Genomic DNA, 26,235 nt, shown 5'->3' with positions numbered 1-26,235 from the left:
TATGAAACGGTTTACCCTCAACAAGGGCGTCAACAGGCCGATCTCTTTTAAAGGCCTGCAGGCACAATATATCCTTTACCTGGGCATCGGCCTGGTGGTATTGCTGCTGTTGTTTGCCATGGGCTATGTGCTGGGCATATCCTTTTGGATCAACGGAACAGCCTGTGGCTTTATGGGCTATTTGCTTATAGAAGGAGTATTCGGGTTGAACCGCAAATACGGTGAACATGGCCTGAAAAAGCGCATGGCCTTCCGCAAGGTACCCATGGGGATCAAAGTGCGTGACAGGGAATTTATCAGGAAACAAGACCGCAAAAAACATGGATAGTCCCAATGTAAAAGAGATGATCAACTGGTTTCCCATCAGCAAACTGGAAAAGGGATTCCTGATTTCGGGCGCAGGCGACATCACCGCCGGTTATGAAGTGCAGCTGCCGGAAATCTTTACCCTTGACGGCCCGGGCTACACAGCCCTGCAGTCCTCCTGGGCCAAGGCGATCAGGCTCCTTCCGGAAGGCTGTGTGCTCCATAAGCAGGACTGGTTTGCAAAAAAGCGGTTTGAGGGGCTTGTCCGAAAAGGAGACAAAGACTTCCTGGACAGGAGCAGCGGGCTGTTCTTCCATGAGCGTCCCTACCTTGACCACCGATGCTACCTTTTCCTTAGCCTGCCAAGAAAGGGGAAAAAGCCGGCCGGGCTGGCCACTTCCAACCTGCTTTCCCCAAGGTTTCTTCCTCCTGAACTTTTGGATGCAAAAAGACTGGAGGAATTTGAAAACGTGCTGGGGCAATTTGTCCAGCTGGTCTCCGAAAGTGGCATGGAAATCCGGCGTTTGGAGGAGGTTGATTACCTGGGCACCGCCCAAAGGCCGGGGCTATTGGAACGCTACCTGTTCCTGGGTCCCTGTGATGGAAAACCCCAAATAAAGGACATTGCCTTCAAACCGGAACTGCGGATAGGCACTTCCAGGATGCAGGTATTTTCCCTATCAGAAATGGACAGGCTCCCCAATGTGTTGTCCGACCAAATCCCCCATGAAGCGTACAGCACCGACAAGAAGGCCTATACCATCGGCCTGGCAGCCCCGTTGGGCCAGTTGCTGGATATTGACCATATCTATAACCAGTACGTCATCGTCGAAGACCGGCAGGCGGTAGCAAAGCAACTTGAAAGCAGGGCATTGCGCATGCAAAGCCTGGCCCATTATTCCAGGGAAAACCTGCATGCAAAAGAGGCCATACAGGCCTTCCTGAACGAAAGCATTGCAGAGGGCAGCTGGCCGGTAAGGGCACATTTCAATGTGCTCACCTGGTCGGAGGGTTCGGAGCAGACCAAATCCATCCGGAACAAGGTCGGGGCGGCCTTCGCCAGGATCGATGCGGTGGCCAAAGAGGAAAGCCTTGCCGCACCGCAATTGTTCTGGGCAGGGATTCCCGGCAATGCGGCGGCCCTTCCCATAGAGGAGACCTTCCTGACCTTTGGCCGGCAGGCCAGCTGCCTTTTCAACATGGAGACGGGCTATCTTTCCAGTCCCTCGCCATTCGGTATGCGGCTGGGGGACCGGCAGACCGGAAAACCGGTCAACGTGGACCTTTCCGATGAACCCATGGAGCGGGGCTGGACCACCAACCGCAACAAGTTCATCCTCGGCCCCTCGGGCAGTGGCAAGAGCTTCTTTACCAACCATATGGTGCGCAGCTACCATGCCCAAGGTTCGCACGTCGTGTTGGTCGATGTGGGCCATTCCTATAAAGGACTGTGTGACCTGGTAGGAGGGTACTACTTCACCTATGAAGAGGACCGTCCCATCTGCTTCAACCCCTTCCATCTGGGCGGCCGTGTGCTGGACACCGAAAAGAAGGAAAGCATCAAGACGCTGCTGTTGGCCCTGTGGAAAAAGGACGATGAGACCTTTACGCGCAGCGAGTACGTGGCCATCTCCAATGCCCTGGGCAGCTATTACGAAAGCCTGGATGCGGATACCTTTCCCTGCTTCGACAGCTTTTTTGAATACTGTTCCAACGGGTTCAAAGCACAGCTGGAAGCGCAAGGGGTAAAGGACCGGGACTTTGACATCGACAATTTCCTCTACGTGCTGCGGCCCTATTACCGTGGCGGGGAATTCGATTACCTGCTCAATGCCACAGAAAACCTTGACCTTCTGGAGCAACGCTTCATTGTCTTTGAGCTCGACAATATCAAGGACCATCCCATCCTGTTTCCGGTGGTGACACTGATCATCATGGAGATCTTTATTTCCAAGATGCGGAAACTGCGGGGCGTGCGCAAGATGATCCTGATCGAGGAGGCCTGGAAGGCCATTGCCAAAGAGGGGATGGCAGAATACATCCGCTACCTTTTCAAGACGGTCAGGAAGTTCTTCGGTGAGGCCGTGGTGGTCACCCAAGAAGTAGAGGACATCATCTCCAGCCCCATCATCAAGCAGGCCATCATCAACAACTCGGACTGCAAGATCCTTTTGGACCAGTCCAAATACCGCAACAAGTTCGACGGGATCCGGGAGCTTTTGGGACTCACCGAAAAGGAGACCATGCAGATCATGTCGATCAACAGGGCCAACGAACCGGGCAAAAAGTACAAGGAAGTCTTTATCGGCCTTGGGCCGGTCAGTAAGGTGTACCGTACCGAGGTGTCTCCCGAGGAATATTTGGCCTATACCACCGAGCAAAAGGAGAAGATAAAGGTGCAGGAAAGGGCCAATGCCTTTGGCGGGGACCTTGAAAAAGGCATTGCGGAAGTGGCCGCGGAAATGAAAGGAGGGGAGATATGAAGTTGCCAAACATATGGAAAGCAGGATTATTGGCCGGGCTGCTGTTTTTTGGGGCTCCCCAAATGCCCCGCTCGGAGGCGGCAGTACCGGCCTATATCCTGGAGATAATCCGCAAAGGGGTGAAAAAGGCCATCGTGGCCATCGATCTGAAGATCCAGCGGATGCAGAACAACACGATATGGCTGCAGAATGCCCAGCAGGTACTCGAAAATGCGCTCAACAAGCTCAAGCTCGAAGAAATTGCCGAGTGGGGCGAGCGGCAGAAGGAACTGTACGGAGACTATTACGATGGGCTCTGGAAAGTAAAAAGTACCATAAGCCAGTACCAAAAGGTGCGGGACATTGCAGAAAAGCAAGGGCGACTGGTGAGTGAATACCAAAAAGCCTGGCAGCACATTACCGCAAGCGGGCAGTTTTCAGCAGAAGAGCTGCGCTGGATGGAAAAGGTGTATTTGGGCATTCTTGACCATTCGGTGCGCAACCTGGAAGAGGTGCTCGGCGTGGTCAGCGCCTTTAACCTGAAAATGGACGACGGCGAGCGGCTTGCCCGGATCGACCGGACAGCAAAGAAGGTGCGCTTCAACCTCAACGACCTGATGCGCTTCAATGAGCGGAACCTGCTCATCGCAAGGCAGCGCAGCTATGCCAAGGGAGCAATCAAAACACTCAAGGAAATCCATGAATAGACAACAGATAACAACCCTGCGGAAGCTTCTGGAAATGGCCCATCACTGGATGCCCGTCCTGAAGGCCAAGGGCTATGACGGGGCCTACCATTGCAAGGCTGCCTATCCGGGAAAATTTACCTCATCCATAAGGGGGTATATCAATGCTTTCATAAAAGGAAAAGAGGACTATCCCGCCAATGGACTTACCATGAGTACCTACCTGCAATGGAAAGGGGAAGGAAGTGATTATACCATGGCCCGGCTAAAGCTGGATGCTGATGGAATGGACAAGTGGAAGCTTTCATGTATGGAAATCAGCCACCGGGACAGGTTTGGCAGGATCATACAGGAACGCAAGCTTTCCCCCAAGGATATCCAGGACATCCCTTCGCGGAAGCTGGCCATTAAAATGGTCAACCCAGTGGTACAACAAAAATCAAGACGGTATGGAATATAAAAGGTCAACATTTCAGCTGCTATTGGTTTTCCTCCTGCTCTTTTCGGCCACCGGGAATGCCCAGACCTTCAGTGAATGGTTCCGGCAGAAAAAGACCCAGAAGGAATATTTGGCCAAACAGGTCAGCGGCCTTCAGCTCTACATCGGTTATGCGCGGAAAGGCTATGGGATAATGCGCGATGGCTGGAACGCGGTCCAGATGGTCGGCAACGGGGAATTCAACCTGCACGGGGATTTCTTTGGCAGCCTGGCCTCGATCAGTCCTGCTGTCAGCAATTACCGGGTTGTCCCGGAATTTATCGCCCTACAGCTGCGCCTGTTGGAAAGGATCAAAACGGCCAAAAAGCTGTTTGCTGCCCAGGGCAGGTTGAAGCCTTCCGAAAAGCAGTATTTCGGACAGGTATTCGACAATGCGGTGTCAACGGCATCCAAGCTGCTGGACGAACTGATGGCCGTGGCCCTGCAGCCGGGGCTGGAACTCTCCGAAGGGGAGCGGCTAAGACTCATCGACCGGCTTTACGGGGAGCTACAGGGACTGGACGGATTTGTCCGGGGCTTTAACCGGGAAAACTACCAGCTGCTGCGGCACCGGGCCTGGCATGCGGGGGATTTGCAAACCATTCGGAAACTACAAACACTAAAAGCACCATGAAACACTATTTGACCATACTATTGCTGATGGGCAGCCTGTGGGGTACACCGCAAGTGGCGATGGCCCAGGTCGGCGAAACCGCACAGCTGCTGCTCAACGTGGAAAAGCTCAGCCAGTTCAAGCAGGTCCTTGACGATATGTACAAGGGCTACCGGACGCTCAGCCGTGGCTATAATGCGGTAAGGGACATTGCCTCGGGCAATTTCTCTTTGCACAAGGTATTTATCGATGGGCTCTCCGCGGTCAGCCCGGTGGTACGGCGCTACCATAAGGTGGGCGGGATCATCAACTATCAAAAGCTCATTTTGGACGAATACCGCAGGGCCTACCGCCAGTTTCTCGACCGTGGACGGTTTACCCGCGAAGAGCTCGATTACCTGGCCCTGGTCTACGGCAACCTGCTCGAGATGAGCGCCCGCAACATCGAAGAGCTGCTGCTGGTCATCACCGGGGGAAAGCTGCAGATGACCGACAAGGAACGGATGGCGGCCATTGACCGGATCTTTGATGGGATAAAGGACCGCTATGTATTCGTGCGGATATTCAACAATGAGGCGGCCGTATTAGACCTCCAAAGGAAAAAGGCATCCGGAAACCTGAAGACCATCAAATCCTTACAGCCATGAAAAGGGGAATAGGGACCTTATTGCTCGTGTTGCTGGCCCTCGGAGCACATGCGCAAGGCGTGAGCGGCGGGGCAGGAGGACTCCATGAAGTATTGGACCGATTGTATGATGAAATGGTACCGCTGGCAGCCGACCTGATCGGTGTGGGCAGGGCACTGGCGGGGTTTGCAGCCCTGTTTTATATCGCCAGTCGGGTGTGGGGGCATATCGCAAGGGCTGAAGCAGTGGACTTTTATCCGCTGTTGCGCCCTTTTGCGCTGGGCATGGCCATTATGCTCTTTCCATCCGTGCTCCATGTGATGAACAGCATATTGTCGCCATTGGCAAATGAAACCGGAAAGATGGTCGAAGGGTCCAATGCGGCCATTGACCGACTGCTTGCCGAAAAACAGCGGGCACTGGAAGCCACCGAGTACTGGGAAATGTACGTGGGGGAAAGCGGCAGCGGCGATAGGGAAAGCTGGTACGAGTATGCCCATCCCGAGGGCAGCGACGAAGGGTTCTGGGAAGGGCTGGGCAACGACATCAGGTTTGCCATGGAAAAGGCCTCGTTCAATTTCTCCAACTCGATCAAAAAGTGGATGAGCGAGGTGCTGGAAGTACTCTACCAGGCCGCCGCCCTTTGCATCAATACCATTCGGGTGTTCTACCTCATTGTCCTTTCCATCCTGGGGCCGATCGTGATGGGCATATCGGTGTTCGACGGTTTCCAGCAAACCCTCCGCTCGTGGATTGCCCGCTATATCAACGTGTACATGTGGCTTCCTGTGGCCAATATCTTCGGGGCCATTATCGGCAAGATCCAGGAGAACATGATCCTGATCGACATCGGCCAGGTGGAAAATGCCGGCAAGACCTTCTTTTCCTCCACCGATACGGCCTACCTGATCTTTATGGTCATTGCCATCATCGGCTACTTCACCGTGCCCTCGGTGGCCAATTATATCGTTTACGCGGCAGGCAGGGACACGCTGCTCCACAAGACCAGCAGCATGGTGACCTCGGCACCTGCAGTAGCTGCCAAAACCCTTACCTGATATGTTCGAACACCTGACCAATATTGAAACGGCCTTCGGGCATGTGAAACGCTTTAGCCTGGTACTTTCCATAGGGGCGGTACTGCTGGCCCTGGGCGCCATTTTCCTGTCCTACAGGTTCCAGCAAGCCGCATCGGAACGTGTGTACATCCTATTGGACGGGAAGGTAATGGAGGCCGTGGCCGGCAGCAGACAGGACAACCTCAAAGTGGAAGCAAGGGAGCACGTGATCCGTTTCCATGACCGCTTCTTTGGCCTTTCGCCAGACGAGGAGCTGATCCATCATCAACTTTCGGAAGCCTTGTACCTCGGCGACGGATCGATAAAGAACGCCTACCAGGTACTGCGGGAGCAGGGCTATTACGACAGGCTGGTGACCGGGAATGTCAGCCAAAAGCTGCTGTTGGACAGCATTGCCCTGGAGATGGACAGCGGCCCGTACCGTTTTTGGTTTTATGGAAGGCTACAGATTGTCAGGAGCACTTCCCGGCTGACAAGGAGCCTGATTACCACAGGGGTACTGCGGGAAATTACCCGTTCGAACCACAATCCGCACGGACTGCTCATTGAAAAATGGGAAACCCTGGAAAACAAGGACCTAAAAATAGAGAAACGATGATAAAAGCAAGGACCCGGCCGTCCCTAAGTTTCCTTATGGAGAGGGTCGGATTATTTCGAAGCCAAATCGCGAAGACAATGGCCTTATCCTTTTCCAAGTGGGAGGCAAGGCTAACCTCCTTCCAGCGTGCATTGCTGTTTGGATTCCTGCTCACCGCTTGGGCAGGGGCGATTGTCCTGCAGACCTGTCAAACTATTGACCAAGGGCCGGTATCCGTACCGGAAACCCCACCGCCCGAAATGGTGGGGCCGGCCATGGATTCCACTGTTCACCAATTAAAAACCAAAGACCATGAAAAGATTCAACACCAAACAACGGACCCTGTTATTGGTCCTTCCACTCTTCGTCCTGCCGTTTATCCTGGCATTTTCCTGGGCGGGCCAGGGAATCACAAGCCCTGATGGGGGAAAAGTTCCAAAAGGCCTGCGTACCGCCCTTCCAGAGCCGGTGCTCAAGGAGCGGCAAATGGATAAAATGGCCCTGTATGAGCAAGAGGCCAAAGCGTCCAAAAAGCGTCAGGAACAGCTCCGGATGGATCCCTACCTCAAGAAGGAAAATTTGGTTCCCGAAAAGGAACAAAGCGGATTGATGGGGTTGTCGGGCAATGACCGATTGGGCGAAAAGGAAAATGCCCTGTTGGACAAACTCCAACTGCTGGACAAACAGGTCCGGCAGGCTGATCAGGTGCCCACCGGCCCAAAGGGATACCGACCGGCAACGGTCCAACAAAAAGTGCCAACGGATTTGTCCCAGGATGTCCGGCAGCTGGAAGCACTGATGGACCGCATGCAGCCAACCGGTCCCGATCACGAACTGCAACAACTCGAAGGGATGCTCGACAAAATCCTTGACGTACAACATCCCGAGCGGGTAGAAGGCCGGATCCGTGAAAAGGCGCTTGAAAGGCTACGGTTCACCGTGGAAACGGATGGCCACATGCAGGCAAAAAACAAGCAGCATGCTGACCAGGCCAAGATGGAAGAAGCGCCACGAAATGCCTTTTATGGCCTGGAGGAACCGCCCCGGATGGAACATGCGGTAAAAGCCGCCATAACAGCGGAAGTGGCCGAAGAAACCACTTTTGAGGGCAAGGGCAGGATAAAGGTAAAATTGCTGGAGGATGTCCGGGTAAACGGCCTGGCATTCCCAAAAGGCAGCCTGGTCTATGGAGAGGCTTCCCTTGATGGTGACCGGGTGAAATTGGTGGTCAGCGCATTGCGGTCAGGAAAACACATCCTTCCCGTAGCACTGGAAGCCCATGATGCAGACGCCATGCCCGGAATACCGATCGGTGGAAGTATCGGTCAAGAAATCAACAGAGGGGCAGGGGAGGCCCTGGTCACAGGGATGCCCAATATGGCCTCGGGCATGACGCTGGAAACCCAGATGGCCTCTGCGGGCATATCCACGGCAAAAGGGCTGTTTAGAAAAAAGAACAAAGCAGTCACGATCACCCTTAAGGCCGGGCACCCCATCTTATTGGTCAACACTAAAAACAGCTGATACCATGAAAAAAACATTGATGATCATTTATTGCCTATTGTGGTTTGTAGGAGCAGCAAATGCGCAAGTGGAAATAAGCCCCATTTCAAAAAGTGCCCTCCTTCCGGCCTACCCGATAAGCGTTGGCTGGGACCATACCACCGCACTGGTCTTTGCATCCAAAGTGGTGAGCGTGGACCGTGGGCATGGCCATATCATGGCAAAAGTAGAGGAAAAGGCACCGAACCTCTTGCTGCTGAAGGCAGGACAGCGCTCCTTCAAGACTACCAACCTGCATGTGGTCACCGCCGATGCACGGCTCTACCATTTCAGGGTCAGCTATGATGAATCACTGGCACGGTCTTCCATTAACATGGCCCGTCAACAGCTGTTGTCCTGGAAAGAGCTGCAGCTTAGGGATTTTGCCTTGCCGGCAAAGGAGCTGGAGCAAACAGGGGAGGCCGTTCTTTCCATGGATCCCTTTTTGAACAGGACAAGGCGCCAATACCGGATGAGGTTCGGGCTGCAGGGGATTTACCAGCAGCAAGGGCTGCTGTTTTTTAAGCTCCAAGTGGAGAACAGGTCCCGTCTGGCCTTTGTACCAGAAAGCCTGGTATTTACCATTACCGATAAGAAGCAGGCCAAGCATGCATCGGTCCGGGAAGAACCACTCGATGCGTTGTTGCAGCAATGGGAAAACAGCCCTGGTGTTCCCGGCCATGGGCAGAATACATTGGTAGTGGCCTTACCGCAATTTACCCTCTCGGACAAAAAACAGTTGGAAATTCAACTGGATGAAAAAAACGGGGACAGGAACCTTCGCCTAAAGGTCAGGGGCAGGGACATCCTGAAAACAAGAAACCTGACCGATGTTCAACCTGAAACAAAATAAACCATGGACCAGGAAAATCTAGAGTACCTCAAGGAAAAGCTAAAGTATACCGGTTTTGACACCGACCTGAACGATGCGCTGGAAAAACAGATAAAGGCTGGAAACGAGGCCTTTCAGTTGCCGCACAGCATGGAAATCGAAGGAAAGAAAATGGATGTTTCGCTGCACTTTCGAAAGTCGAATACCTCGGAGCGTTATTTTCTCAACAAGTACGATGCAAGCCTTCACAACCTCAATCCGGAAATCGCCCCCAAGCAGCATACCTTCTACAACAACCAATCGGTGACGGCCAAAGAGGCCTTTAACCTCTTGGAAGGAAGGGCAGTGAAAAAAGGCATGCTCAATGCGGAGAATGAACCTTATCAAGCTTGGATGCAACTGGACTTTTCCCAGAAGGACAAGAACAACAATTTCAAGATCGAGTCCTATCACGAGAACTATGGCTTTGACAGTAAACAAGCCCTGTCCAAACTTCCCATCAAGGAGCTGCAGGATCCCACCAAGACCGAATGGATGCTCAAGGCCTTTGAAAAGGGCAATGTCTATCCGGTGACGATGGAAAAAGGCGGCAAGGAAGAGATCATGTACGTATCGGCCAACCCCAAGTTCAAGTCGGTCAATGTCTATGATACAGAAATGAAAATGGTCAAGACCAATGACCTGATACTGGGCAAGGACCAGGGAGAGGAGGTGAAGCAGGACCGGCAGGAAAAAAAGCAACAGGCCCCGAAGATGAAGAACACCCCTAAGGAACCCAAGAAGGGGAAAGGGGCGAGGATGTAAAAATAGCTTGATTTAATACTGTAAAAATGGCATTTTCAGTTAGTGGAAATGCTTTTTTTACGGTTAAAAATAGAGGATGAGATTTTATTCATTAATAATGTTACAAGTTAACTTTCGGGCTGCTGAAGCGGCCATGAGTTTACGGCATAAACACAGGGCTTTGCGCTAGTCCCTCATTTATTCCGTTGCCACATGGCCTTGATAGCCCTCAAGCTGTGATGGTACCATAATTAATTTCTAACCATTAAATCGAAATGTTATGGATACCAAAAACAAAGACATCGTTTCCAGCCAAGTAGCCGAAATCGTATTGAGCTACCGTCCCAATTCAAAGGTCTCAGAGAAACCGCAAATCGTCTCTTCCCTGACAGCCAATAGGATTTTAAGGGCCAATTGGGACGAATCTAAAATAGCTTTTATAGAAGAATTTAAGGTCATCCTCCTTAACAGGGCCAACCGTGTACTTGGAATAATCAATGCCTCATCCGGGGGAACAGCGGGAACGGTAGTGGATTTAAAGGTGATATTTGGAGCTGCCATGAAATCGTCAGCATCGGCCATGATAATTGCACATAATCATCCCTCAGGAACGATGAAGCCGAGTGAACGGGATAAACGCCTCACCGAAAAGATGGTGAAGGCAGGAAAACTTTTGGAACTTCCGGTACTTGATCACATCATCCTAACTCCCGAAGGGTATTATTCCTTCGCAGATGATGGAGGGCTGTAAGGCCCTTTTTTTATTGCTGATAATTTAAGCTGGAGATAGGTCCAATTGGAAGGGAAATTTTAATTCCTAAATGTGTTCATTTTATACCCCAGTAGGGTTAAACTGGTGAATATTTGTAATGAAAGTAAATTTAATTTAGCCTCTATCAGAAATATAATATGGTACAACTGAAAGAAAAAAAGAGGCGGGAAAAAATTAAAAACCTGATAAAATTATTGAGGAAGGATGGTCAGGAAATCTCATATGCTGATGCTGAACATTTGTTTGACGCTATCCAGCTTTTTTGTAAATTAGCTGTAAACCAACTTTTTACCAATGAAAATAGCTGATTTATATGTTAGAGTAAGTACAGACGAGCAGGCTGATAAAGGTTATTCCCAACGGAATCAAGAAGAGGTATTAAAAAGGTATTGCCTTGTTAATGGTATAAAAGTAAGGCAAGTTATTTATGAGGACCATAGTGCCAAGACTTTTGATCGGCCTGAGTGGCAAAGACTTTTGACTGATCTTAAAGGAAGAAGGATAGGGAAAGTAGATCTCATCCTATTTACTAAATGGGACAGGTTTAGCAGAAATGCAGGGGATGCTTATTTTATGATTAATATTCTAAGAGGTCTTAATATTGAACCCCAAGCAATAGAACAGCCACTTGATTTGGAAATACCTGAAAACAAAATGATGTTGGCTATTTATTTGGCTGCACCAGAAGTCGAAAATGATAGGAGGGCACTCAATATATTTCATGGTATTAGAAGGGCAACCAAAGAAGGTCGGTATTTGAAGAAAGCACCAACGGGGTATATTAATCGGTCGACTGAAACAGGAAAAAAATACATTGCACCAAAAGAACCAGAAGCTAGTCTTGTCATCGAATCATTTGAAAAGGTAGCAGAAGGTACTTTTAAAACCGAGAAAATCTATACAGAAATGTTCAAAAAGGGTTTGAGCCTTACAAAATCCAGTTTTTGGAGAATGCTAAGGAATAAACATTACATTGGAAAAATTTTTGTTCCTGCATATAAGGGTGAAGAATCTTACTTCGTTGAGGGGCAACATGAGGCCTTGATTTCAGAAAGATTATTTAAAAGTGTTCAGGATATTTTGGATGGAAGGGGAAGGAAAAATAATGTTAAAATAGTTTCCAAGGAACAGTTGCCACTCAGAGGTTTTCTAGAATGTCCCAATTGTGGAAGAGGTTTGACGGGAAGCCCTTCAAAAAGCAAAACAGGGAAGTATTATTATTACTACCATTGTAAATCACCATGTAGATGTCGTTTTAGAGCTGATTTAGTAAATGAGAAACTGATTGAGATGCTTAATCAGTTTTCAATAAAAGAAGAAAGGCTTAAGTATTTTCAAAAAGAACTAATTGAAATTCTTAATTCAAAATTAAATGATAGGGGAAATGAAACGAAATCCTTATTAGAGAAAATTGAAAATGAGAGTAATAAGCTAAAAAAAGCAAGGCAGCTTTTGCTGAATGATAAAATTGATAGTGATGATTTTAAAGAAATCAAAAAAGAAGTATCGGATTCAATAGATCGATTAGAGTTTCAATTGGCGAGTGTTCGTGAAAAGCCGAAAAGAAACATCAAAGAAATGATAAAATCCTGTTTAAGGGTAATTTCTAATTTAGGTGATTTATATGCAAAATCAGGCCTGGAAGACAAGCAGAGGCTGTTGAGTTCGACCTTCAGTGAAAAATTGGTATTTGAAAAAAATAATTATCGAACCCCTAAAGTTAATAAAATGATTAGTCTTATCTATTTGATAGATAGAGGATTAAGTGTTAAAAAGAACGGCACAAAACCCAGAAATATGGATTTGTGCCGTCAGGTGGAGCTGCAGGGAGTCGAACCCTGGTCCAGATAGGGAAACACTGTACCGTCTACATGTTTAGTCATCTATTGGGTTTTCGTCGTTGGGCCGCTGGATGACACAGCTACCGTCACGCTTAGCTATTTGAGTTTCGCACTGCCTTAATAGCATCAGCAATACTAGTCCTGGCAAGTCGACACCCCAAGATCAGCGCTGCCAAGACAGAGCGCCGCGGGATGTGGCTGGGGAATTCGCCTTGCGAACTCAACCCTTTAAGCAGTATCAGTCCCTATGAGGGTCTGATTAGGCAGCCATGGCGTAATTAGATTCGCCAATTATAGATCGCATGAATTATTCGCGGGCGTACATGCTCCACCCGACATGCGAGCCCAGTCTTCACACCTACTGTCAAAACCGGTCAGCCCCATTTGGTTAAGGATGACAAAAATACCACAAATTTAGTTCCCAATAAAGAAAATTGCTTTTCATTATTTAAGTCTGTTTGCGACCAATATCATTTGGATACCTGGATTTAGCAGGATATGGAAAATCAACCCTCTCAATTGGAGGGTATGACTTCTTTTTTGCATTACCCAATAGCATAAGGGGCAATTATTTTATGAATATGGCCCCAAAAAAATAAAGTTTGGCGGAACTTAGTTAAGTTTAAATTTAATGGGCAACCGCATTTTTACCCTCACCGGCCGCCCTCCTTGGAGGCCTGGTTTCCAGTCGGGAGCGTTTTCGAGTACCCTGATAGCCTCCTCACTACAGCCACCACCCACACCTCGTAATATTTCCACATCTTGGATCGATCCATCTTTGTTCACGACAAAGACCAAGAATACCGTCCCTTCTATTCCCAGTCTGACAGCTTGTTTGGGATATGTTAAGTTGCCACTGAGGTATTGTGCCCATCCTTCCATGCCCCCGGGAGGAGTGGGCAACTGTTCTGCAAAATCTTTGATCTCGTCAGCCTTATCTGCTATTGGAGGTCCAGTGGGAAGAGCAGGACTATTGACGATGGGATCCTCCGGAAATTCTATATCCAGGATAGGCTCGAATTTTTCTTGGATTTCCTTATCATTTGGGACTTCTTTGATTTCCGGTTGCTCGATCTTTGGAGGCTTGGGAACTCTGTGAGTGGTGATGGGCACATCCAAAATATCCTCCAATGGATCAGGTCTGAGATTATAATCCTGTATTGTGATGACTGCGTAGGATTTAAATTCAAAGGCGACTAGGGCCAGTCCTGTGCTGATTAACAAGCCGATATTTAAGAATAGACCATGCTTTCTCCTTAAATCTGCTTTTGGTGTTTTTTTGGATTCCATATGATCTGTAGTTTGATTATGTAACAATATACTAAATAATTAGTTTACAAACTAATAAAATAGTTAAATAAGATCATTGTTCTATATAATTTAGTGTGGGTAAGTATTATGATAGATTGTTAAATTTCAGTGAAATGGCTCCTTTAACCTTTGTCACTTTTTTGCTACAGGTCAAAAAAGTGACCGAAAAACCTCCACATTGCATCTATTGGGCTAAAATCAAACCCCGCCCACATGCAGGCAAACTCCTCGTGTTTAGCTTGCAACAACCATTTTTACCACCATTTCGTCAAACAGGCCTGCCCTTTTTCCGCCCGCTTGTTTAATTTCTTCACGCCCAATAGCGGATAGGTGGATGATGTCCTTGGGGCTATTTTATTAGGTAATGATTAATCATCAGGATTTTTGATAAAATAATCTACCCACTGTAATCCATACAGAGCCAAAATCATTCTTGCCAAAAGTCAGTCACATAAACCCAAATTGATTTCTTTATTTATAGGAACAATGATGCACCCCTAAGGGACAAAAAAATATATGTTTTATAGTAAAGTTTACATCATCCACTTGGTACCTTTGGACCTTTGTGGCATTTTTTATCTGTGGTTTAGCCATTAAAAAAACCGGCAGCCCCCAACTTTTCCGCTTGATCCAACAAAAGCTTGGAGATTAATGTAATAGGAGGGAATTAAAAAAGGGCTGTCAAATGAATGACAGCCCCCTTTCTTATAGGTTGTGCGATTGATTAGCTTAGCTTAAATCGAATCGGTAATCTCATTTTTACCCTAACTGGTCGTCCCCTTTGTTTACCAGGCTCCCACTTAGGTGCGTTTCGAACTACGCGCATGGCTTCTTCATCACAGCCACCTCCGATGCCCCTAAGGATACCAACATCTTGGATAGAACCATCAGTGTTTACTACGAAAACTACATAAACCGTTCCTTCAATACCCATTCTTCGTGCTTGGGTTGGGTATTTAAGGTTTTTGCTAAGGTACTTGTTCCAACCTTCCATTCCTCCTGGAGGTGTAGGCATGGTTTCTACCACATCAAAGATCTCTTCGGCTTTTTCCTGCACTGGAGCGTCTTCGATTACAACTTCCTTAATAACGGTTTCTTCCTGTACTTCTACATCGAAGTTTACTTCGATTTTCTCCTCAATTTCCACTTCATCAGGAATTTCCTCGATGATAGGCTGTTCTACCGGTGGCGGTGGTGGTGGTGGCTGTTCCGTAATAGGAATATCTAATAATTCCTCGAAATCGTCTTCCACTGTTCCTAGATCCATCAGTGCTCCTGATTCGTACGTTTTGTACTCGAAAGCAAACAGCGTAAGACCAACGCTGACAAGAAGCCCCAAGTTCAGGAACATTCCTGACTTTTTGCTCAGATCAGCTTTTGGTGTCTTTTTAGCTTCCATAGTTTAATACTTCATATAAAGGTTAATAATTCTTTGCTTCTTAGCGATAACAATTCTAACCATTTATTTTTACTTATACAAGCTTACTTTTCTTCTTGTACAAAATATAAAAACAAATGGTGCCGACTGCACTTCCTAGCAAGTTTGCAGCAATATCAAACAGGTCAAATGCCCTGTATGGTGCCAATTGCTGCAACCACTCTACCAATATAGCAAAAATAATTCCTAAAACTAAATGATTAGTAATAAATTTACTTTTGCTAAAAGGCTTTTGGAAATGGTTCCAAACTCTGTTCCAAAAGAAGAGCACCCCTGCAAATAGACCAAAATGGCCAATCTTGTCCAAGCCGGGTACTTTCGAGACATCCGGGAGTTTGTTGCCGGGCGAAAGGATCAACCATGCCAAGATGAGAGACCACATGATAGCAGGCAATAGTCGCTCGCTAAAATACTTTTTCTTATTCACCAACCAGTTCGGCGTAGGCTTCGGAAGAAAGCAAATCGTCAGGAAGTGCCCCTTCAAATTTCACTTTGATCATCCAGCCATCTTCGTAAGGGGAATCATTGACAAGCTCGGGAGATCCTTCCAGTTCGTCATTAAATTCGGTGATTTCACCGTTTATTGGCATGAATAGATCAGAAACGGTTTTAACGGCCTCTACTGTACCAAACACTTCTCCGGTCTCAATAGTTTCACCGACGGTTTCCACTTCCACATAAACGATGTCACCCAATTCTCTTTGGGCAAATTCCGTAATGCCGATTGTTGCGATGTCTCCTTCGATCTTTACCCACTCGTGGTCTTTTGTGTACTTTAAGTCTTTAGGGAAGTCCATATGTTATATTTAGGATTAAGTAAAGCCAAAAATACAAGCTTTCGACAAATCATAAAACCTATTGCCCTAAATTAAATCGTAATTGTCCACCAAAGGCAGTAGAACTTCTACGGTAGGCAGTCGTAATCCGTGGATCATTCACCGTCCTGTCAAAGTAGAAGGTCACTTTTAGGTTTTGGTTGATGATATAGCCCAAACTCGGCCTGATCTGTAGATTGACGTTGCCATTGGTAATGGTGCTGCCTTCCTCCAGTTTTCGCTGGAGTGTTTGTGTATCCACAATGCTGGTGCTGACCCTTATTTCCAGGTCATTGTCCAGAATTTCTTGTTGTCCTTGCACCTTGAAAGGGATTTTGACACCGGATTTGGTATAGCCTAGCTCAAACCTGAAATCCTTGCTTTTTTGTTCCGTTACCTGGGCGTTGGAGAAGTTGAGCCCGATGGCCCTTTCTTTGTTGAATTCAAATGAGATGTTCATCCGGTTTTTGGTCAGTATGTCCACACCAAGGAATGGCCCAAAACGTTCTGACAAGACCACTTGGTTGAGGATAAATACGGGAATATAACTTCCATATTCGTCTGTTATGCTGGCAGCAGGGTAGTGCTCAATCTTATTGTACAGTTCCAAGCCGTTTTGGTAGAGTAGGGAAGAAGAGAAATTGCTCACATCGTACGTGGAGGTATAATTGTGCGTCAGGTTGATGGAACTGAAGGTTTCTTCGAACAACGAAAGACGGGACAGTCCCCGGTATTCCACGCGCCAATTGGGCAGTGGAAACTTGGGAAATGGATTTAGCGGGATTTCTTGGGGAGACTTACCACTGTAAGCTGCCAGAAAAGCGGGTACCAGCACATCTTGCCCATTGATATTGTATTCTCCTCCTGGATTGGAGGCATCCAGTCTGCCCTTGATCACGGATCGGTAGGATTCAAAATCATTGAATAGGGGAGAATTGTTATCCGCATCATCCTTGGCAAATGTCGTTTTGATCATATTGTAAGTGATGTTATAGGCTCCTAAGCGGTTAGGATTTACAGAGAGGTAGTCATTGCTGGCCTCGCTTTCACTACGGAAGATTTCACTGTATTGGCCTGTTTCCCTTTTTCTCATGTCCAAGGTGACCCTAAAGTCCCTCGCCGGCTCCAGGATGGCCTGTATTTGCAGGTTTTTCACTTGATTTTGCCGGAATGCCTGAGTAAGGTCCGAGCTGGGTGCCATGACACCTCTGTTGGCCAGGTCATAGCGGATGTCAGCATTTTGGCTCCCAAACAAAAAGCCAAGTCCTGGGTTCATAAAGCTCCTGTCCATCCCAAACAGCCCTGTATTTTCCATATACCCGGGCAAAAAGGTGCCTTCGGTAATACTGTATTGACCAGAGATCTCTTTCAGCATCATGGCAAATTTCAGGATTCCGTTGCCAAAACCATCGGTGGTGATGCTGTCCTGTTCCTTATTTCTTTGGCCAGGGATGCTCGGCCGTTTTGGAGCATTCAATGCACGCAGTTTCGCCGATTTGTTGTACAGCCCTACAAAGTCCATTTTACCGTTTAATGTGCGGTTTCTGGTGTTTTGGATGACATTCCCCAGCGTATCCCTTTGGCCAATGGAACCGGTGAGCCAACTGTACGTGGCTTCGTACCTGATATCGGCACTTATCCAGTCCAATGCGGGCATCTTGTCCAGTGGTACGGTGTAATTGGCAATGAAAGAATGGTTGTAGTTGGTGGGCCTTCCCAGCTTTTTGAAGTTGCTTCGGACAGAGTCCTGTTTGGTTTCGGTGTCCAAGTCTCCCTGAGGTTCGTCCACAATGGCATTGACATTGGCCCGGTAGTCAAAACTCAGGTTTTGGGTCAGGTCCCAGTTGAGGCCAAAAAAGCGGTTGATATAAAAGCTCTTTTGGAAAAGTGGATCCACCCCTTCGGTGGTCAGCTGGTCATTTCGGTACTGGGTACGCATGAATTTCCTGTCCACATCCAAGCTTGCCGTGATCTGGCTGGGGGCCAGGTTAAGGTTAAAATCCCTTATCAGCTGAAGGTAGGGGCTTTTGAGCACTCCCCAGTTTTTAAAAGGCTCCACGACCACAGGATTGGGGGCGTAATTATAGGAAATATTGCCACGATAGGATTCATATGTATAATCCTCCGTGTTGATATTGCTTTGTTTTACGATTCCATAAGCATAAGAGAAAGAAAAGTTTGACAGGTCATAAATATGGTTTTTCTCTTTTTTTTCACTCGGCAGTTTCCGCACATTGGAGAAGCTTATATTACGGCGTTTGACTTGGTCGAGCACCAGATCACGATAGGCTTCACGTTCGGAGTTGGTCCTGAATTTACTCAAGGCCAGTTCAAAGGGAACATCAGGGTTTAGCGGATCAAATTGTGGTTTTGTAGTACTGTTTTCCATGCTGACGTACATGGGGACACTCAGGTTCAATCCTTCTGGAAGTAAGCGGTCCACTTGGACATTTGCAGATACATCATACTGAGTGGTGGACTCCCGAGACCTTTCGGAAAGCCGCGTTTCCAGTCCGCCAAAGCCAAAGGTGTTATGGCGGATGCTGCTGGAGATTGTGGCTACATCAGCGATTTTGGCATTTAGTCGTGCATTGGCTGCCCACCCATTGGACTTGTTGAAATCGACCACCCTTAGTTCATTGGCCCAGACACAGATCGACTTGCTGGCACTACCAGTAGAAGCTGGATTTCGTACACCGATCATCAGTCCCTGAACATAGTTTAGTTCTGGCCTGCCCACTACCGTTACATTATACTGTCTTATCTGTTCAGTATAGGGGAGGTTTTGGGGATGCTGATTATTGTCCCTTGCGGATTTTACCCCTACGATCTCATCAATAGCGATGTCTATTTCATTGGCACTTGGCCAAATTTGGTTGGGATCACGGGTGCCTTTTGGCGTGATGTTGAGCGGTACTTCGATCTCATAGTAATTGTCTGTATAATCCGTCCCAAGTCGTAAAAAAGCGGTGAGTTCCCCGTCCAGTGCATCTTCACTATCGGCGTGGAAGAACATCTTAAGACGGCCATATTGCACCAGGTCCAAGTTGCTGTTTTTGAATACCGCCCTGGCGTCACGGCTTTGAAGGTTGTCAATGCACAGGCTGAGCGACTGTTCATTGAGCTGGCGCTCCACAGTGGAAGTGTTGTCCCGGTCCCGGTTGATACCGGGTGGAAGAACATAGGGGCTTTGCATGGAATTCCCTTGTCCATTTTCTTCGATATTGACCACACCCACGGTCATATTGGAGACATCGGGCTCAGGGACTTCAAAAAGCCCCCGCTCATAAAGGGATTCACGGAAGGTTCGCCATTGGCTGCCCACCATCCTAAACTGCGCCATCCTCAATACGACAGGTTGCTCGAAGTCGGTCAGGTAAGTCCGGATAAACCGCAGGGACTTAAAGCCTGAGATGTCCCCCTGTACATTGTCAGGCTGTCTGACGGGAATGCGGAATTGATACCAAGTGATATCCTGGCCGTTGATATTTCGGGTGGATTTTCCCACTACGTGATTCCTTCCTACTTCCAGCCCTCCCGGCTGCAAGTCGATTTCGTACTCGTAGTAATTTTCTACCTCGTTGATGGTATTGTCACCGTTGAGATCTTCATTGTCCGGTTTATTGGAGCCGGAAGCAGTATAGGATTGGTTGGAACTGGCAGAAATGGGGGTGTTGTTTTCCATTCCGTTGAAGTGCTTGTACCGTTCCTGAATCTTCACATTCTGTTGGTCGAGTTCCTCTCCAAGGTAGTATTGGAAGGTGTCTGCTGATGGGTCAGCAGCGATCCTTTCATAGGCTTCACCAGTTACATTTAATCGGCTCAAAAACCTGTCCTGGAAGTAATCTACTTCTTGCTCGCTGCTCAGTCCGTCTAATCCGACGTCCTGAAATGCCCGCGATTCTGGGGAATTGTCAAAACCGGGGGTCAGGTACTGTTGGTTCGTCACACGTCCCCATTCGTTTTCCGTAGTTTCGGAAGGATCCCCGTCTTTGGGAAGGCCATTCTCAAAGGCTTGGCGGCCATCTTTCATGACATCTTCCGAGATTTCGCCAAGGTTGAAGACCAGTTTTCCCCCAGTGGTATTGTTTTCGTTGAAGATTCCATCCAGGACCCGGCCATTTGGACCAGAAATAAAAGGATCGAGCATCCAGAATTCGATGTATTCGATGTTGGTCCGGTCAAAATCCACATCGGATGTGATAACCCTGGAAATACCGCCATAATTATCCTCTGGACTCGGGAGAAGTCCTTCGCTGTCCAGGGCAGGATTATAGTTGTACATCCCCCTTTCGGAAGGGTAATAGGCCAGGTCAAATAACGGTTCAGGCAGGACAATGGCGTCCTGATCACGTCCTTCGAATATTTCTTGGGGAGTAAAGGACTTGACATAGTAATTTTGACGGTCCTCGTCAGTGATGTTTTCAGGCACACCCTGGCCGGTGCGTCGATAAAAGACGTTGTCAATATTGTACCATGCGAGTCGGGCCCTTCGGTATGCATTGCCCAATTGGTCCTCGGTCATCATGCTCATATCAAAACGGTTGTCATTGGTCCTTGGGGTGGATGAGAGTTTCCAGCTCTGTGGACTGCCACCTAGACTAAACGGCGTAATGGCCGTTTCGAAGTCATCGATATAGGATGCTCCTTCCCCATCGACTTTGTTGGAAGTACCGGGGATCAGGTGGGCAAATTCACCACTAAAGGTCACCAAAGATTCATCTTTTGTGTCCGTAAAGGGAAGTGCATCGGCCAGCTTTGTCAACCACCTTGACTTCTCACTATAGTTTAAATCCAGTCCCCAAAGGCTGTTTTTGATGGTTTCGCTACCTGTGCTGATCCTGGTGATGTTGGGACGTTCATTGAGGTATAGGAATGTACCCCCAAGGGTCAAGTTGTCGTTGAAGATGTAGTCAAAGCGTGTCCCCAGAAGGCTCCTGGTCTGGAAGGAGACCAGGTCTGCTTTTTCAAAGCTAATGGTAATCCTTTTGCCAGAGGCCAAAATCCCCTCATTGATGATCACGACCCTGCCAATGTTGTAGTCCACGGTGTAGTCCACTCCTTCGGTCAGCGGGATATTACCGGCATTGACGATCACCGACCCCTCGGAAATATTCAGGCCGGGGAGCATGATTTCTGAGGAAGATCCAGCTGTCAGGTTACCTTTGATGTAGTATTTGTTCAGTCTTGTGACAAGTTCCGCATCTGCCTTCGTGGTACGGTAAAGGGTATCATAGACAAACTTATCCTTCAGGCTTTCCTCGTTGGGCAGGAAGTTGTCGGCCAATGTTTTGCCAAAGGGTTCTAGTTTGGGGAAGATCAGCATTCCTTTTTCGGGCAAAATGGTCAGTCCAGGGACAAAATCAAAATTCCCGTCCGGTGCAGGGTCATTTTGTGGATTGAGGTTATCGAGCCCCATTAGGCGGACCAAAGGGACATCCTTTACCTGTTGTCCTTCCAGTAGGCTGGGGTTGTCCAGTCCGGTGCGGTCATCACGATAGATTACCTGTAGCTGAAAGCCTTCCTTTTGGATTTGGTTGGCATTGAAGCTATAAACGTTTTTCATCATCAGGTCCCAAGTGGGGACATTGGTATTGATCCGGGCAGGACGCAGGAGCTTGAGGAAAAGCACGTCTGATTCTGGGCGGTTTTGGTAGTCTTCAGACATTTCCCCGACCTTATAGGCCTGTCCATTGTAGGTGTATTCAAAAGAGACGGCCACCACTTCATCGTTCAGGATCTTCCTGTTAAGGCTCAGGTATCCGAGTTCCTTATGAAATGTATATTCATTGTTTGCCAGTTTTCTGGCTCCGTTTACCTGAACGAAGTCGGTACCTTTTACCAGTCCCAATCCACTTTCAATCTGGTTGGAAGCCTGGTCATAGGGTCGGAAATTGGGATTTGCGGTCAGGTTGTCGAAGAGATCATTTGCCTCATTGGAAGCTGGGCTTCCCGGAGTACCAGTGCCAATGTTGGGATTGTCAGGTCGATAAATGCGTTCCCCTTCCCCTAGGTCCATAAAAGCCGTGAAATTCCTTAGGGTTTCGGTATTGTTTGCCCTGTTCATGATGTACACTTCCACCCGTGTGACATTTACCCCGGAGAGGATCTGGGGAAGTCCCCGGAGCCAACGTTCGTAATTTTCACGGAAAAAGTGTGCCAGGAAAAAGTGCCTATTGTCATCGTATTCGGACGCCCGGAGCTCAAAGGGACGTCCCTGTCCGTCGCCTTCGATGACGATTTCGTCGCGCTGTCCCCGCTGGGTGGAGGCGACTGCCGTCATAAACAGCTTGCCAAACTGAAGCTGCGTCTTCACTCCAAATAGGTTTTGGGAACCTTGGATCAGGCTGTTTTGGACAGGCATGCTGACATTCCCGATTTCAATGCTCTTGATAATGTCCTCTTCGAATCCTCGGTACTCTACTTTTAGTTGGTTTTGGAAGTCAAAGGAATTATTACTGTCAAAATTTGCATTGATCTGCATCTTTTCACCCAAATTCCCGTTTACGCTCATCTGGATCTGCTGATCAAAATTGAACCCTCCATTTCGCTGCTGTCGGATGGGGATGGAGGGGTTGTCTATGCGTCTAAATATCCCGCCAAAGTCCAAGTTGATATAGCCAGTGGGTACGATATTGATTTCACTACCGCCAAAAAGCCTATCAAAAGTTGGGCTCATGGTGATAGGAGGGATCAGTCCACGGCCGCTGACGGCACTCTCGCCATACATCCCCTTGGAACGATCACGCCAATATTGCTGGCGCATCCGCAATTCTTGGATTTTTGAAAATTCCTCGAAGTCAAAGGTGTAGCCTGCATTGACATCCGTGGAGTCCATTTGGTCATAGACGCGGTATTGGAGGGTGGAATCCAGTTCGATTTCCACCTGCTGTTCCTGTGGGCTTTGGTTATAGAATGGGGAATTACGGTAATCCAAAGGACTCTGTTGTGGGTAGAGGGGATTGGTACGGTAATTGTCCCATAATAAAAAGGATGGCAATGCCCTTCGCTCTTCCAGTGAGTCCATTTTGCTTGGGATACTATCCGAAGAGACGCCTTGTGCTTGTGCGGCTTGCCACCCGGACAAAAGAAAAACAGTCAACAACAGGGAAAATGTTGCTGAAAAGTTTTTTGGGTTGCTACAGCCTTTTAAAAAATATGATCCAGTAATAGTCAAACTTCCTAGTAATTAGGTTGACCTTAAAGATGCTTTAATTAATTCTTCCAATGAAATTTCCGAACCGCTTTTTTTCAAAACTGCGGCAATATTTTTTTCTGCCACCGCCTTGGTGAATCCCAGTGTAATCAACGCTTGCAAAGCTTCTTCTTTGATAAATTGGTTTTGTTGTATAAAACCACCTGAAACCGGATGGGATGGGGTTGGATTATCCTTGTTTATTTTGTCTTTAAGCTCCAAAACAATACGCTGCGCGGTCTTGGCACCTACTCCCTTGACACGTTGGATGGTTTTGTGGTCTTCTTGGGCAATTGCCGCTTCCAACTCTCCTCCTGACAGTGATGATAGGATCATCAGCCCGGTATTTGGGCCTACTCCTGAAATGGAAATCAGCAGCAGGAACAGCCGTTTTTCCATTTCTTCCTTAAATCCATATAAGGTATGCGCGTCTTCTTTGATATGCAGATGGGTGAGGAGCTTGATTTGCTCCTCATCCTTGATCTGCGAATAGGTGTTCAGTGATACTTTGACATGATAACCGATACCGTTAATGTCAATAATTACAAATGTGGGGTCCTTAAAAACCAGTTTTCCGTTTAGATAATCGATCATATATTGTCATGACTTTGAGCGTCCACTACTGCTATGGCTACCATATTGATGATTTCCCTTATTGAACTTCCCAGTTGGAGGATGTGCACAGGCTTGTTCATGCCCAACAATACCGGGCCGATGGCTTCTGCATTGCCGATTTCAGCCAACAGTTTGTAGGCAATGTTCCCCGAACTGAGGTTGGGAAAGATGAGCGTATTGGCTTTTTTATTGGCAAGGGCGCTGAAAGGATAATTTTCTTTTTGGATCGCTTCGTTGATGGCTACATTCGCTTGCATTTCACCTTCGATGATCAGTTCAGGAAATTTTTCCTTGGCCTTGGCCGTAGCGAGGGCAGTTTTGGTCGGCGTGTTTCCTTTTGCCGAACCGAAGTTGGAGTAGGAGAGTACGGCCACTTTGGGTTCCAAGTCAAAGAATTTCACTGCATCGGCCGTCAGTCCGATGATTTCTACGATTTGGTCGGCGGTAGGATCTACGTTTACTGTAGTGTCTGCAAAGAAATAGGGGCCTTTGTCAGAATTCATAATATACATTCCTGCTACCCTGTCCACATCCTGCTTTACACCAATGACATGTAGGGCGGGAAGGATGGTTTTGGGATAATCTTTGGTAAGCCCGGAAATCAGTGCATCTGCTTCACCTGTCTCCACCATCATGGCGCCAAAATAGGTGCGGTCGCGCATCATCTTTTGTGCTTCGAAAGGCGTCAGACCTTTGCGCTGCCGTTTTTGGTACAATAGGTTTCCGAATTTCTCCAAGCGATCAAGCTCTTCGTATGGATCAATGATCTGGACATTGCTGAGGTCGAGGGAATGCTCTTCAATCAGCTTGAGGATCACTTCCTTATTGCCCAGCAAAATCGGATCGCCGATTCTTTCATCATTGATCAATTGGGCGGCTTTGAGGATTTTTGTATTGTCTGCCTCGGCAAATACCACACGCTTAGGATTCTTTTTGGCCCGAGCAATGACCCTGGACATCAATCGTTGGTCGATTCCTATTCGCTCTTGGAGTTCCAATTCGTATGTTTCCCAGTCGGTAATGGCCGTTTGTGCCACACCCGTTTCCATCGCTGTCCTTGCCACAGCAGGGGCGATGGTGGTGATCAGGCGTGGATCCAACGGTTTTGGAATAAGGTATTTCCTCCCAAAACCCAATTGGTCATCGCCATAAGCCTTGTTGACGATTTCGGGCACGGGCTCCTTGGCCAGCTTCGCGATGGCTTGTGCAGTGGCCAGTTTCATTTCTTCATTGATGGCGGTTGCCCTTACGTCGAGTGCTCCCCTGAAGATGTAGGGAAAACCGAGTACATTGTTTACTTGGTTTGGAAAATCCGATCTTCCCGTGGCCATAATGAGGTCATCACGGGTGGAGACGGCCAGGTTATAGTCAATTTCTGGATTAGGATTTGCCAAGGCAAAAACGATGGGGTTGTCCGCCATGGATTGGATGTGTTCGGGAGAGACGATGTTTCCTGCCGATAGGCCCAAAAACACATCCGCTCCTTTCATCGCATCGGCAAGGGTGTGGAGGTCTGCCCGTGAAGTGGCAAATTCCTTCCTGACCTCATCAAGGTCTGGCCGGTCTGTCCGGATAACACCGTCAATATCGACCATTACCAAATTTTCTCTTTTTACCCCCAGTGACATGTAAAAGCGGGTACAGGAAACAGCTGCGGCACCTGCACCACAAACCACCAAACGAATATCCTCGATATTTTTATGGACGATTTCAAGGGCATTGAGCAAGGCGGCTCCTGAGATGATGGCCGTTCCATGCTGGTCATCGTGCATGACAGGGATATGCATTTCCTGCTTGAGTGCCTGTTCGATTTCAAAGCACTCTGGGGCCTTGATATCTTCCAAGTTGATCCCTCCGAAAGTAGGCTCCAGTGATTTAATGATTTGGATCAGTTTCTGGGGATCTTTTTCGTCGATTTCAATATCGAAAACGTCTATGCCTGCAAATTTCTTGAAAAGGACACCTTTTCCTTCCATGACAGGTTTGCTGGCCTCCGGACCAATGTCTCCCAGGCCAAGCACGGCGGTCCCATTGGAAATTACGCCCACAAGGTTCCCTTTTGCGGTGTATTTGTAGGCATTTTCTTTCTTTTTGGCGATTTCCAAACAGGGTTCTGCCACTCCAGGTGAATAGGCCAAGGCCAGATCCAACTGGCTGGAGAGTGGTTTCGTCGGAACGACCTCGATTTTTCCTGGACTGCCTTGGGAATGGTAGCCCAAGGCATCTTCTTTTCTGATTTTAATCGCCATTGTTAAGCTATGAAT

General features: G+C 47.9%; 21 protein-coding genes and 1 other RNA gene. 14 read left to right on the top strand and 8 right to left on the bottom strand.

What is annotated here, in order from left to right; all coding sequences use genetic code 11:
- Position 1 precedes the first annotated feature (1 nt).
- From FDP09_RS19920 to FDP09_RS23870, 14 genes are all read left to right on the top strand, one after another.
- Entirely contained in the window at positions 2 to 328 is a 327-nt protein-coding gene (locus FDP09_RS19920) for a DUF4133 domain-containing protein (RefSeq protein ID WP_137404335.1), read from the top strand.
- A complete protein-coding gene (locus FDP09_RS19915) occupies positions 321 to 2,789 on the top strand; it encodes a TraG family conjugative transposon ATPase (RefSeq protein WP_137404334.1) in 2,469 nt (822 codons plus the stop codon). Before FDP09_RS19920 ends, FDP09_RS19915 begins: the two co-directional genes overlap by 8 nt.
- Positions 2,786 to 3,475, top strand: a complete 690-nt coding sequence (locus tag FDP09_RS19910) for a conjugal transfer protein TraI (RefSeq protein ID WP_137404333.1) — start codon at positions 2,786 to 2,788, stop codon at positions 3,473 to 3,475. The genes FDP09_RS19915 and FDP09_RS19910 overlap by 4 nt, the downstream gene beginning before the upstream one ends.
- On the top strand, positions 3,468 to 3,914 hold the full coding sequence (locus FDP09_RS19905) for a hypothetical protein (RefSeq protein WP_137404332.1): 447 nt from the start codon (positions 3,468 to 3,470) through the stop codon (positions 3,912 to 3,914). Before FDP09_RS19910 ends, FDP09_RS19905 begins: the two co-directional genes overlap by 8 nt.
- On the top strand, positions 3,904 to 4,566 hold the full coding sequence (locus FDP09_RS19900) for a hypothetical protein (RefSeq protein WP_137404331.1): 663 nt from the start codon (positions 3,904 to 3,906) through the stop codon (positions 4,564 to 4,566). The genes FDP09_RS19905 and FDP09_RS19900 overlap by 11 nt, the downstream gene beginning before the upstream one ends.
- Positions 4,563 to 5,192 (top strand): TerB family tellurite resistance protein, encoded by a 630-nt coding sequence (locus FDP09_RS19895; RefSeq protein ID WP_229683478.1) that lies wholly within the window; start codon positions 4,563 to 4,565, stop codon positions 5,190 to 5,192. Before FDP09_RS19900 ends, FDP09_RS19895 begins: the two co-directional genes overlap by 4 nt.
- Positions 5,189 to 6,229 (top strand): conjugative transposon protein TraJ, encoded by a 1,041-nt coding sequence (gene traJ / locus FDP09_RS19890; RefSeq protein ID WP_137404330.1) that lies wholly within the window; start codon positions 5,189 to 5,191, stop codon positions 6,227 to 6,229. Before FDP09_RS19895 ends, traJ begins: the two co-directional genes overlap by 4 nt.
- 1 nt (position 6,230) lies before the next feature.
- Positions 6,231 to 6,848 (top strand): conjugative transposon protein TraK, encoded by a 618-nt coding sequence (traK, locus tag FDP09_RS19885; RefSeq protein WP_137404329.1) that lies wholly within the window; start codon positions 6,231 to 6,233, stop codon positions 6,846 to 6,848.
- Positions 6,849 to 6,925: 77 nt separating this feature from the next.
- A complete protein-coding gene (locus tag FDP09_RS23875; RefSeq protein ID WP_187328721.1) occupies positions 6,926 to 7,249 on the top strand; it encodes a hypothetical protein in 324 nt (107 codons plus the stop codon).
- Positions 7,140 to 8,351 carry a conjugative transposon protein TraM gene (gene traM / locus FDP09_RS19880; protein ID WP_137404328.1) on the top strand — a complete coding sequence of 404 codons (1,212 nt, stop codon included), beginning with the start codon at positions 7,140 to 7,142 and terminating at the stop codon, positions 8,349 to 8,351. Before FDP09_RS23875 ends, traM begins: the two co-directional genes overlap by 110 nt.
- A gap of 4 nt (positions 8,352 to 8,355) precedes the next feature.
- Positions 8,356 to 9,222: a conjugative transposon protein TraN gene (gene traN, locus FDP09_RS19875; RefSeq protein WP_137404327.1), complete on the top strand. Its 867-nt coding sequence runs from the start codon at positions 8,356 to 8,358 to the stop codon at positions 9,220 to 9,222.
- Between the two features lie 3 nt (positions 9,223 to 9,225).
- Positions 9,226 to 10,005 carry a hypothetical protein gene (locus tag FDP09_RS19870; protein ID WP_137404326.1) on the top strand — a complete coding sequence of 260 codons (780 nt, stop codon included), beginning with the start codon at positions 9,226 to 9,228 and terminating at the stop codon, positions 10,003 to 10,005.
- Positions 10,006 to 10,264: 259 nt separating this feature from the next.
- Positions 10,265 to 10,735 (top strand): JAB domain-containing protein, encoded by a 471-nt coding sequence (locus tag FDP09_RS19865; protein WP_137404325.1) that lies wholly within the window; start codon positions 10,265 to 10,267, stop codon positions 10,733 to 10,735.
- Positions 10,736 to 11,050: 315 nt separating this feature from the next.
- Positions 11,051 to 12,607 carry a recombinase family protein gene (locus tag FDP09_RS23870; RefSeq protein WP_187328720.1) on the top strand — a complete coding sequence of 519 codons (1,557 nt, stop codon included), beginning with the start codon at positions 11,051 to 11,053 and terminating at the stop codon, positions 12,605 to 12,607.
- On the opposite strand, the gene ssrA is transcribed toward FDP09_RS23870, so the two are convergent.
- The 8 genes from ssrA to FDP09_RS19820 form a co-directional block, all read right to left on the bottom strand.
- Positions 12,570 to 12,979, bottom strand: a transfer-messenger RNA (tmRNA) gene (gene ssrA / locus FDP09_RS19855). The two genes, FDP09_RS23870 and ssrA, sit on opposite strands and share 38 nt — an antisense overlap.
- Positions 12,980 to 13,209: 230 nt before the next feature.
- Complete coding sequence (locus tag FDP09_RS19850; protein ID WP_137404324.1) at positions 13,210 to 13,887, bottom strand: energy transducer TonB; 678 nt, start codon at positions 13,885 to 13,887, stop codon at positions 13,210 to 13,212.
- A 745-nt stretch (positions 13,888 to 14,632) separates the two neighbouring features.
- Entirely contained in the window at positions 14,633 to 15,307 is a 675-nt protein-coding gene (locus tag FDP09_RS19845) for an energy transducer TonB (protein WP_137404323.1), read from the bottom strand.
- A 73-nt stretch (positions 15,308 to 15,380) separates the two neighbouring features.
- Positions 15,381 to 15,773, bottom strand: coding sequence for a VanZ family protein (locus tag FDP09_RS19840; protein ID WP_229683479.1), 393 nt, complete (start codon positions 15,771 to 15,773; stop codon positions 15,381 to 15,383).
- Entirely contained in the window at positions 15,766 to 16,143 is a 378-nt protein-coding gene (gcvH, locus tag FDP09_RS19835) for a glycine cleavage system protein GcvH (RefSeq protein ID WP_137404322.1), read from the bottom strand. Before gcvH ends, FDP09_RS19840 begins: the two co-directional genes overlap by 8 nt.
- 58 nt (positions 16,144 to 16,201) lie before the next feature.
- A complete protein-coding gene (sov, locus tag FDP09_RS19830; protein WP_229683480.1) occupies positions 16,202 to 23,188 on the bottom strand; it encodes a T9SS outer membrane translocon Sov/SprA in 6,987 nt (2,328 codons plus the stop codon).
- 162 nt (positions 23,189 to 23,350) lie between these two features.
- A complete protein-coding gene (gene ruvA, locus FDP09_RS19825; protein WP_137404320.1) occupies positions 23,351 to 23,950 on the bottom strand; it encodes a Holliday junction branch migration protein RuvA in 600 nt (199 codons plus the stop codon).
- On the bottom strand, positions 23,947 to 26,220 hold the full coding sequence (locus FDP09_RS19820; protein WP_137404319.1) for an NADP-dependent malic enzyme: 2,274 nt from the start codon (positions 26,218 to 26,220) through the stop codon (positions 23,947 to 23,949). The genes ruvA and FDP09_RS19820 overlap by 4 nt, the downstream gene beginning before the upstream one ends.
- Positions 26,221 to 26,235 lie beyond the last annotated feature (15 nt).

This window comes from Echinicola rosea (assembly GCF_005281475.1).
GTDB classification, from domain to species: Bacteria; Bacteroidota; Bacteroidia; order Cytophagales; family Cyclobacteriaceae; genus Echinicola; species Echinicola rosea.
Note: the sequence above shows the minus strand (reverse complement) of the source record. Positions and strands in the feature narration are given on the sequence as shown.

Bases quoted from the DNA above. Each gene is read 5' to 3' on its own strand.
- FDP09_RS19910 (WP_137404333.1), top strand. From the start codon at position 2,786: ATGAAGTTGCCAAACATATGGAAAGCAGGATTATTGGCCGGGCTGCTG.
- FDP09_RS19865 (WP_137404325.1), top strand. From the start codon at position 10,265: ATGGATACCAAAAACAAAGACATCGTTTCCAGCCAAGTAGCCGAAATC.
- FDP09_RS19895 (WP_229683478.1), top strand. From the start codon at position 4,563: ATGAAACACTATTTGACCATACTATTGCTGATGGGCAGCCTGTGGGGT.
- traJ (WP_137404330.1), top strand. From the start codon at position 5,189: ATGAAAAGGGGAATAGGGACCTTATTGCTCGTGTTGCTGGCCCTCGGA.
- FDP09_RS19845 (WP_137404323.1), bottom strand. From the start codon at position 15,307: ATGGAAGCTAAAAAGACACCAAAAGCTGATCTGAGCAAAAAGTCAGGA.
- FDP09_RS23875 (WP_187328721.1), top strand. From the start codon at position 6,926: ATGGCCTTATCCTTTTCCAAGTGGGAGGCAAGGCTAACCTCCTTCCAG.
- sov (WP_229683480.1), bottom strand. From the start codon at position 23,188: ATGGACTCACTGGAAGAGCGAAGGGCATTGCCATCCTTTTTATTATGG.
- gcvH (WP_137404322.1), bottom strand. From the start codon at position 16,143: ATGGACTTCCCTAAAGACTTAAAGTACACAAAAGACCACGAGTGGGTA.
- FDP09_RS19905 (WP_137404332.1), top strand. From the start codon at position 3,468: ATGAATAGACAACAGATAACAACCCTGCGGAAGCTTCTGGAAATGGCC.
- FDP09_RS19900 (WP_137404331.1), top strand. From the start codon at position 3,904: ATGGAATATAAAAGGTCAACATTTCAGCTGCTATTGGTTTTCCTCCTG.
- FDP09_RS19850 (WP_137404324.1), bottom strand. From the start codon at position 13,887: ATGGAATCCAAAAAAACACCAAAAGCAGATTTAAGGAGAAAGCATGGT.
- FDP09_RS19915 (WP_137404334.1), top strand. From the start codon at position 321: ATGGATAGTCCCAATGTAAAAGAGATGATCAACTGGTTTCCCATCAGC.
- FDP09_RS23870 (WP_187328720.1), top strand. From the start codon at position 11,051: ATGAAAATAGCTGATTTATATGTTAGAGTAAGTACAGACGAGCAGGCT.
- traN (WP_137404327.1), top strand. From the start codon at position 8,356: ATGAAAAAAACATTGATGATCATTTATTGCCTATTGTGGTTTGTAGGA.
- FDP09_RS19820 (WP_137404319.1), bottom strand. From the start codon at position 26,220: ATGGCGATTAAAATCAGAAAAGAAGATGCCTTGGGCTACCATTCCCAA.
- FDP09_RS19870 (WP_137404326.1), top strand. From the start codon at position 9,226: ATGGACCAGGAAAATCTAGAGTACCTCAAGGAAAAGCTAAAGTATACC.
- ruvA (WP_137404320.1), bottom strand. From the start codon at position 23,950: ATGATCGATTATCTAAACGGAAAACTGGTTTTTAAGGACCCCACATTT.
- traK (WP_137404329.1), top strand. From the start codon at position 6,231: ATGTTCGAACACCTGACCAATATTGAAACGGCCTTCGGGCATGTGAAA.
- traM (WP_137404328.1), top strand. From the start codon at position 7,140: ATGAAAAGATTCAACACCAAACAACGGACCCTGTTATTGGTCCTTCCA.
- FDP09_RS19920 (WP_137404335.1), top strand. From the start codon at position 2: ATGAAACGGTTTACCCTCAACAAGGGCGTCAACAGGCCGATCTCTTTT.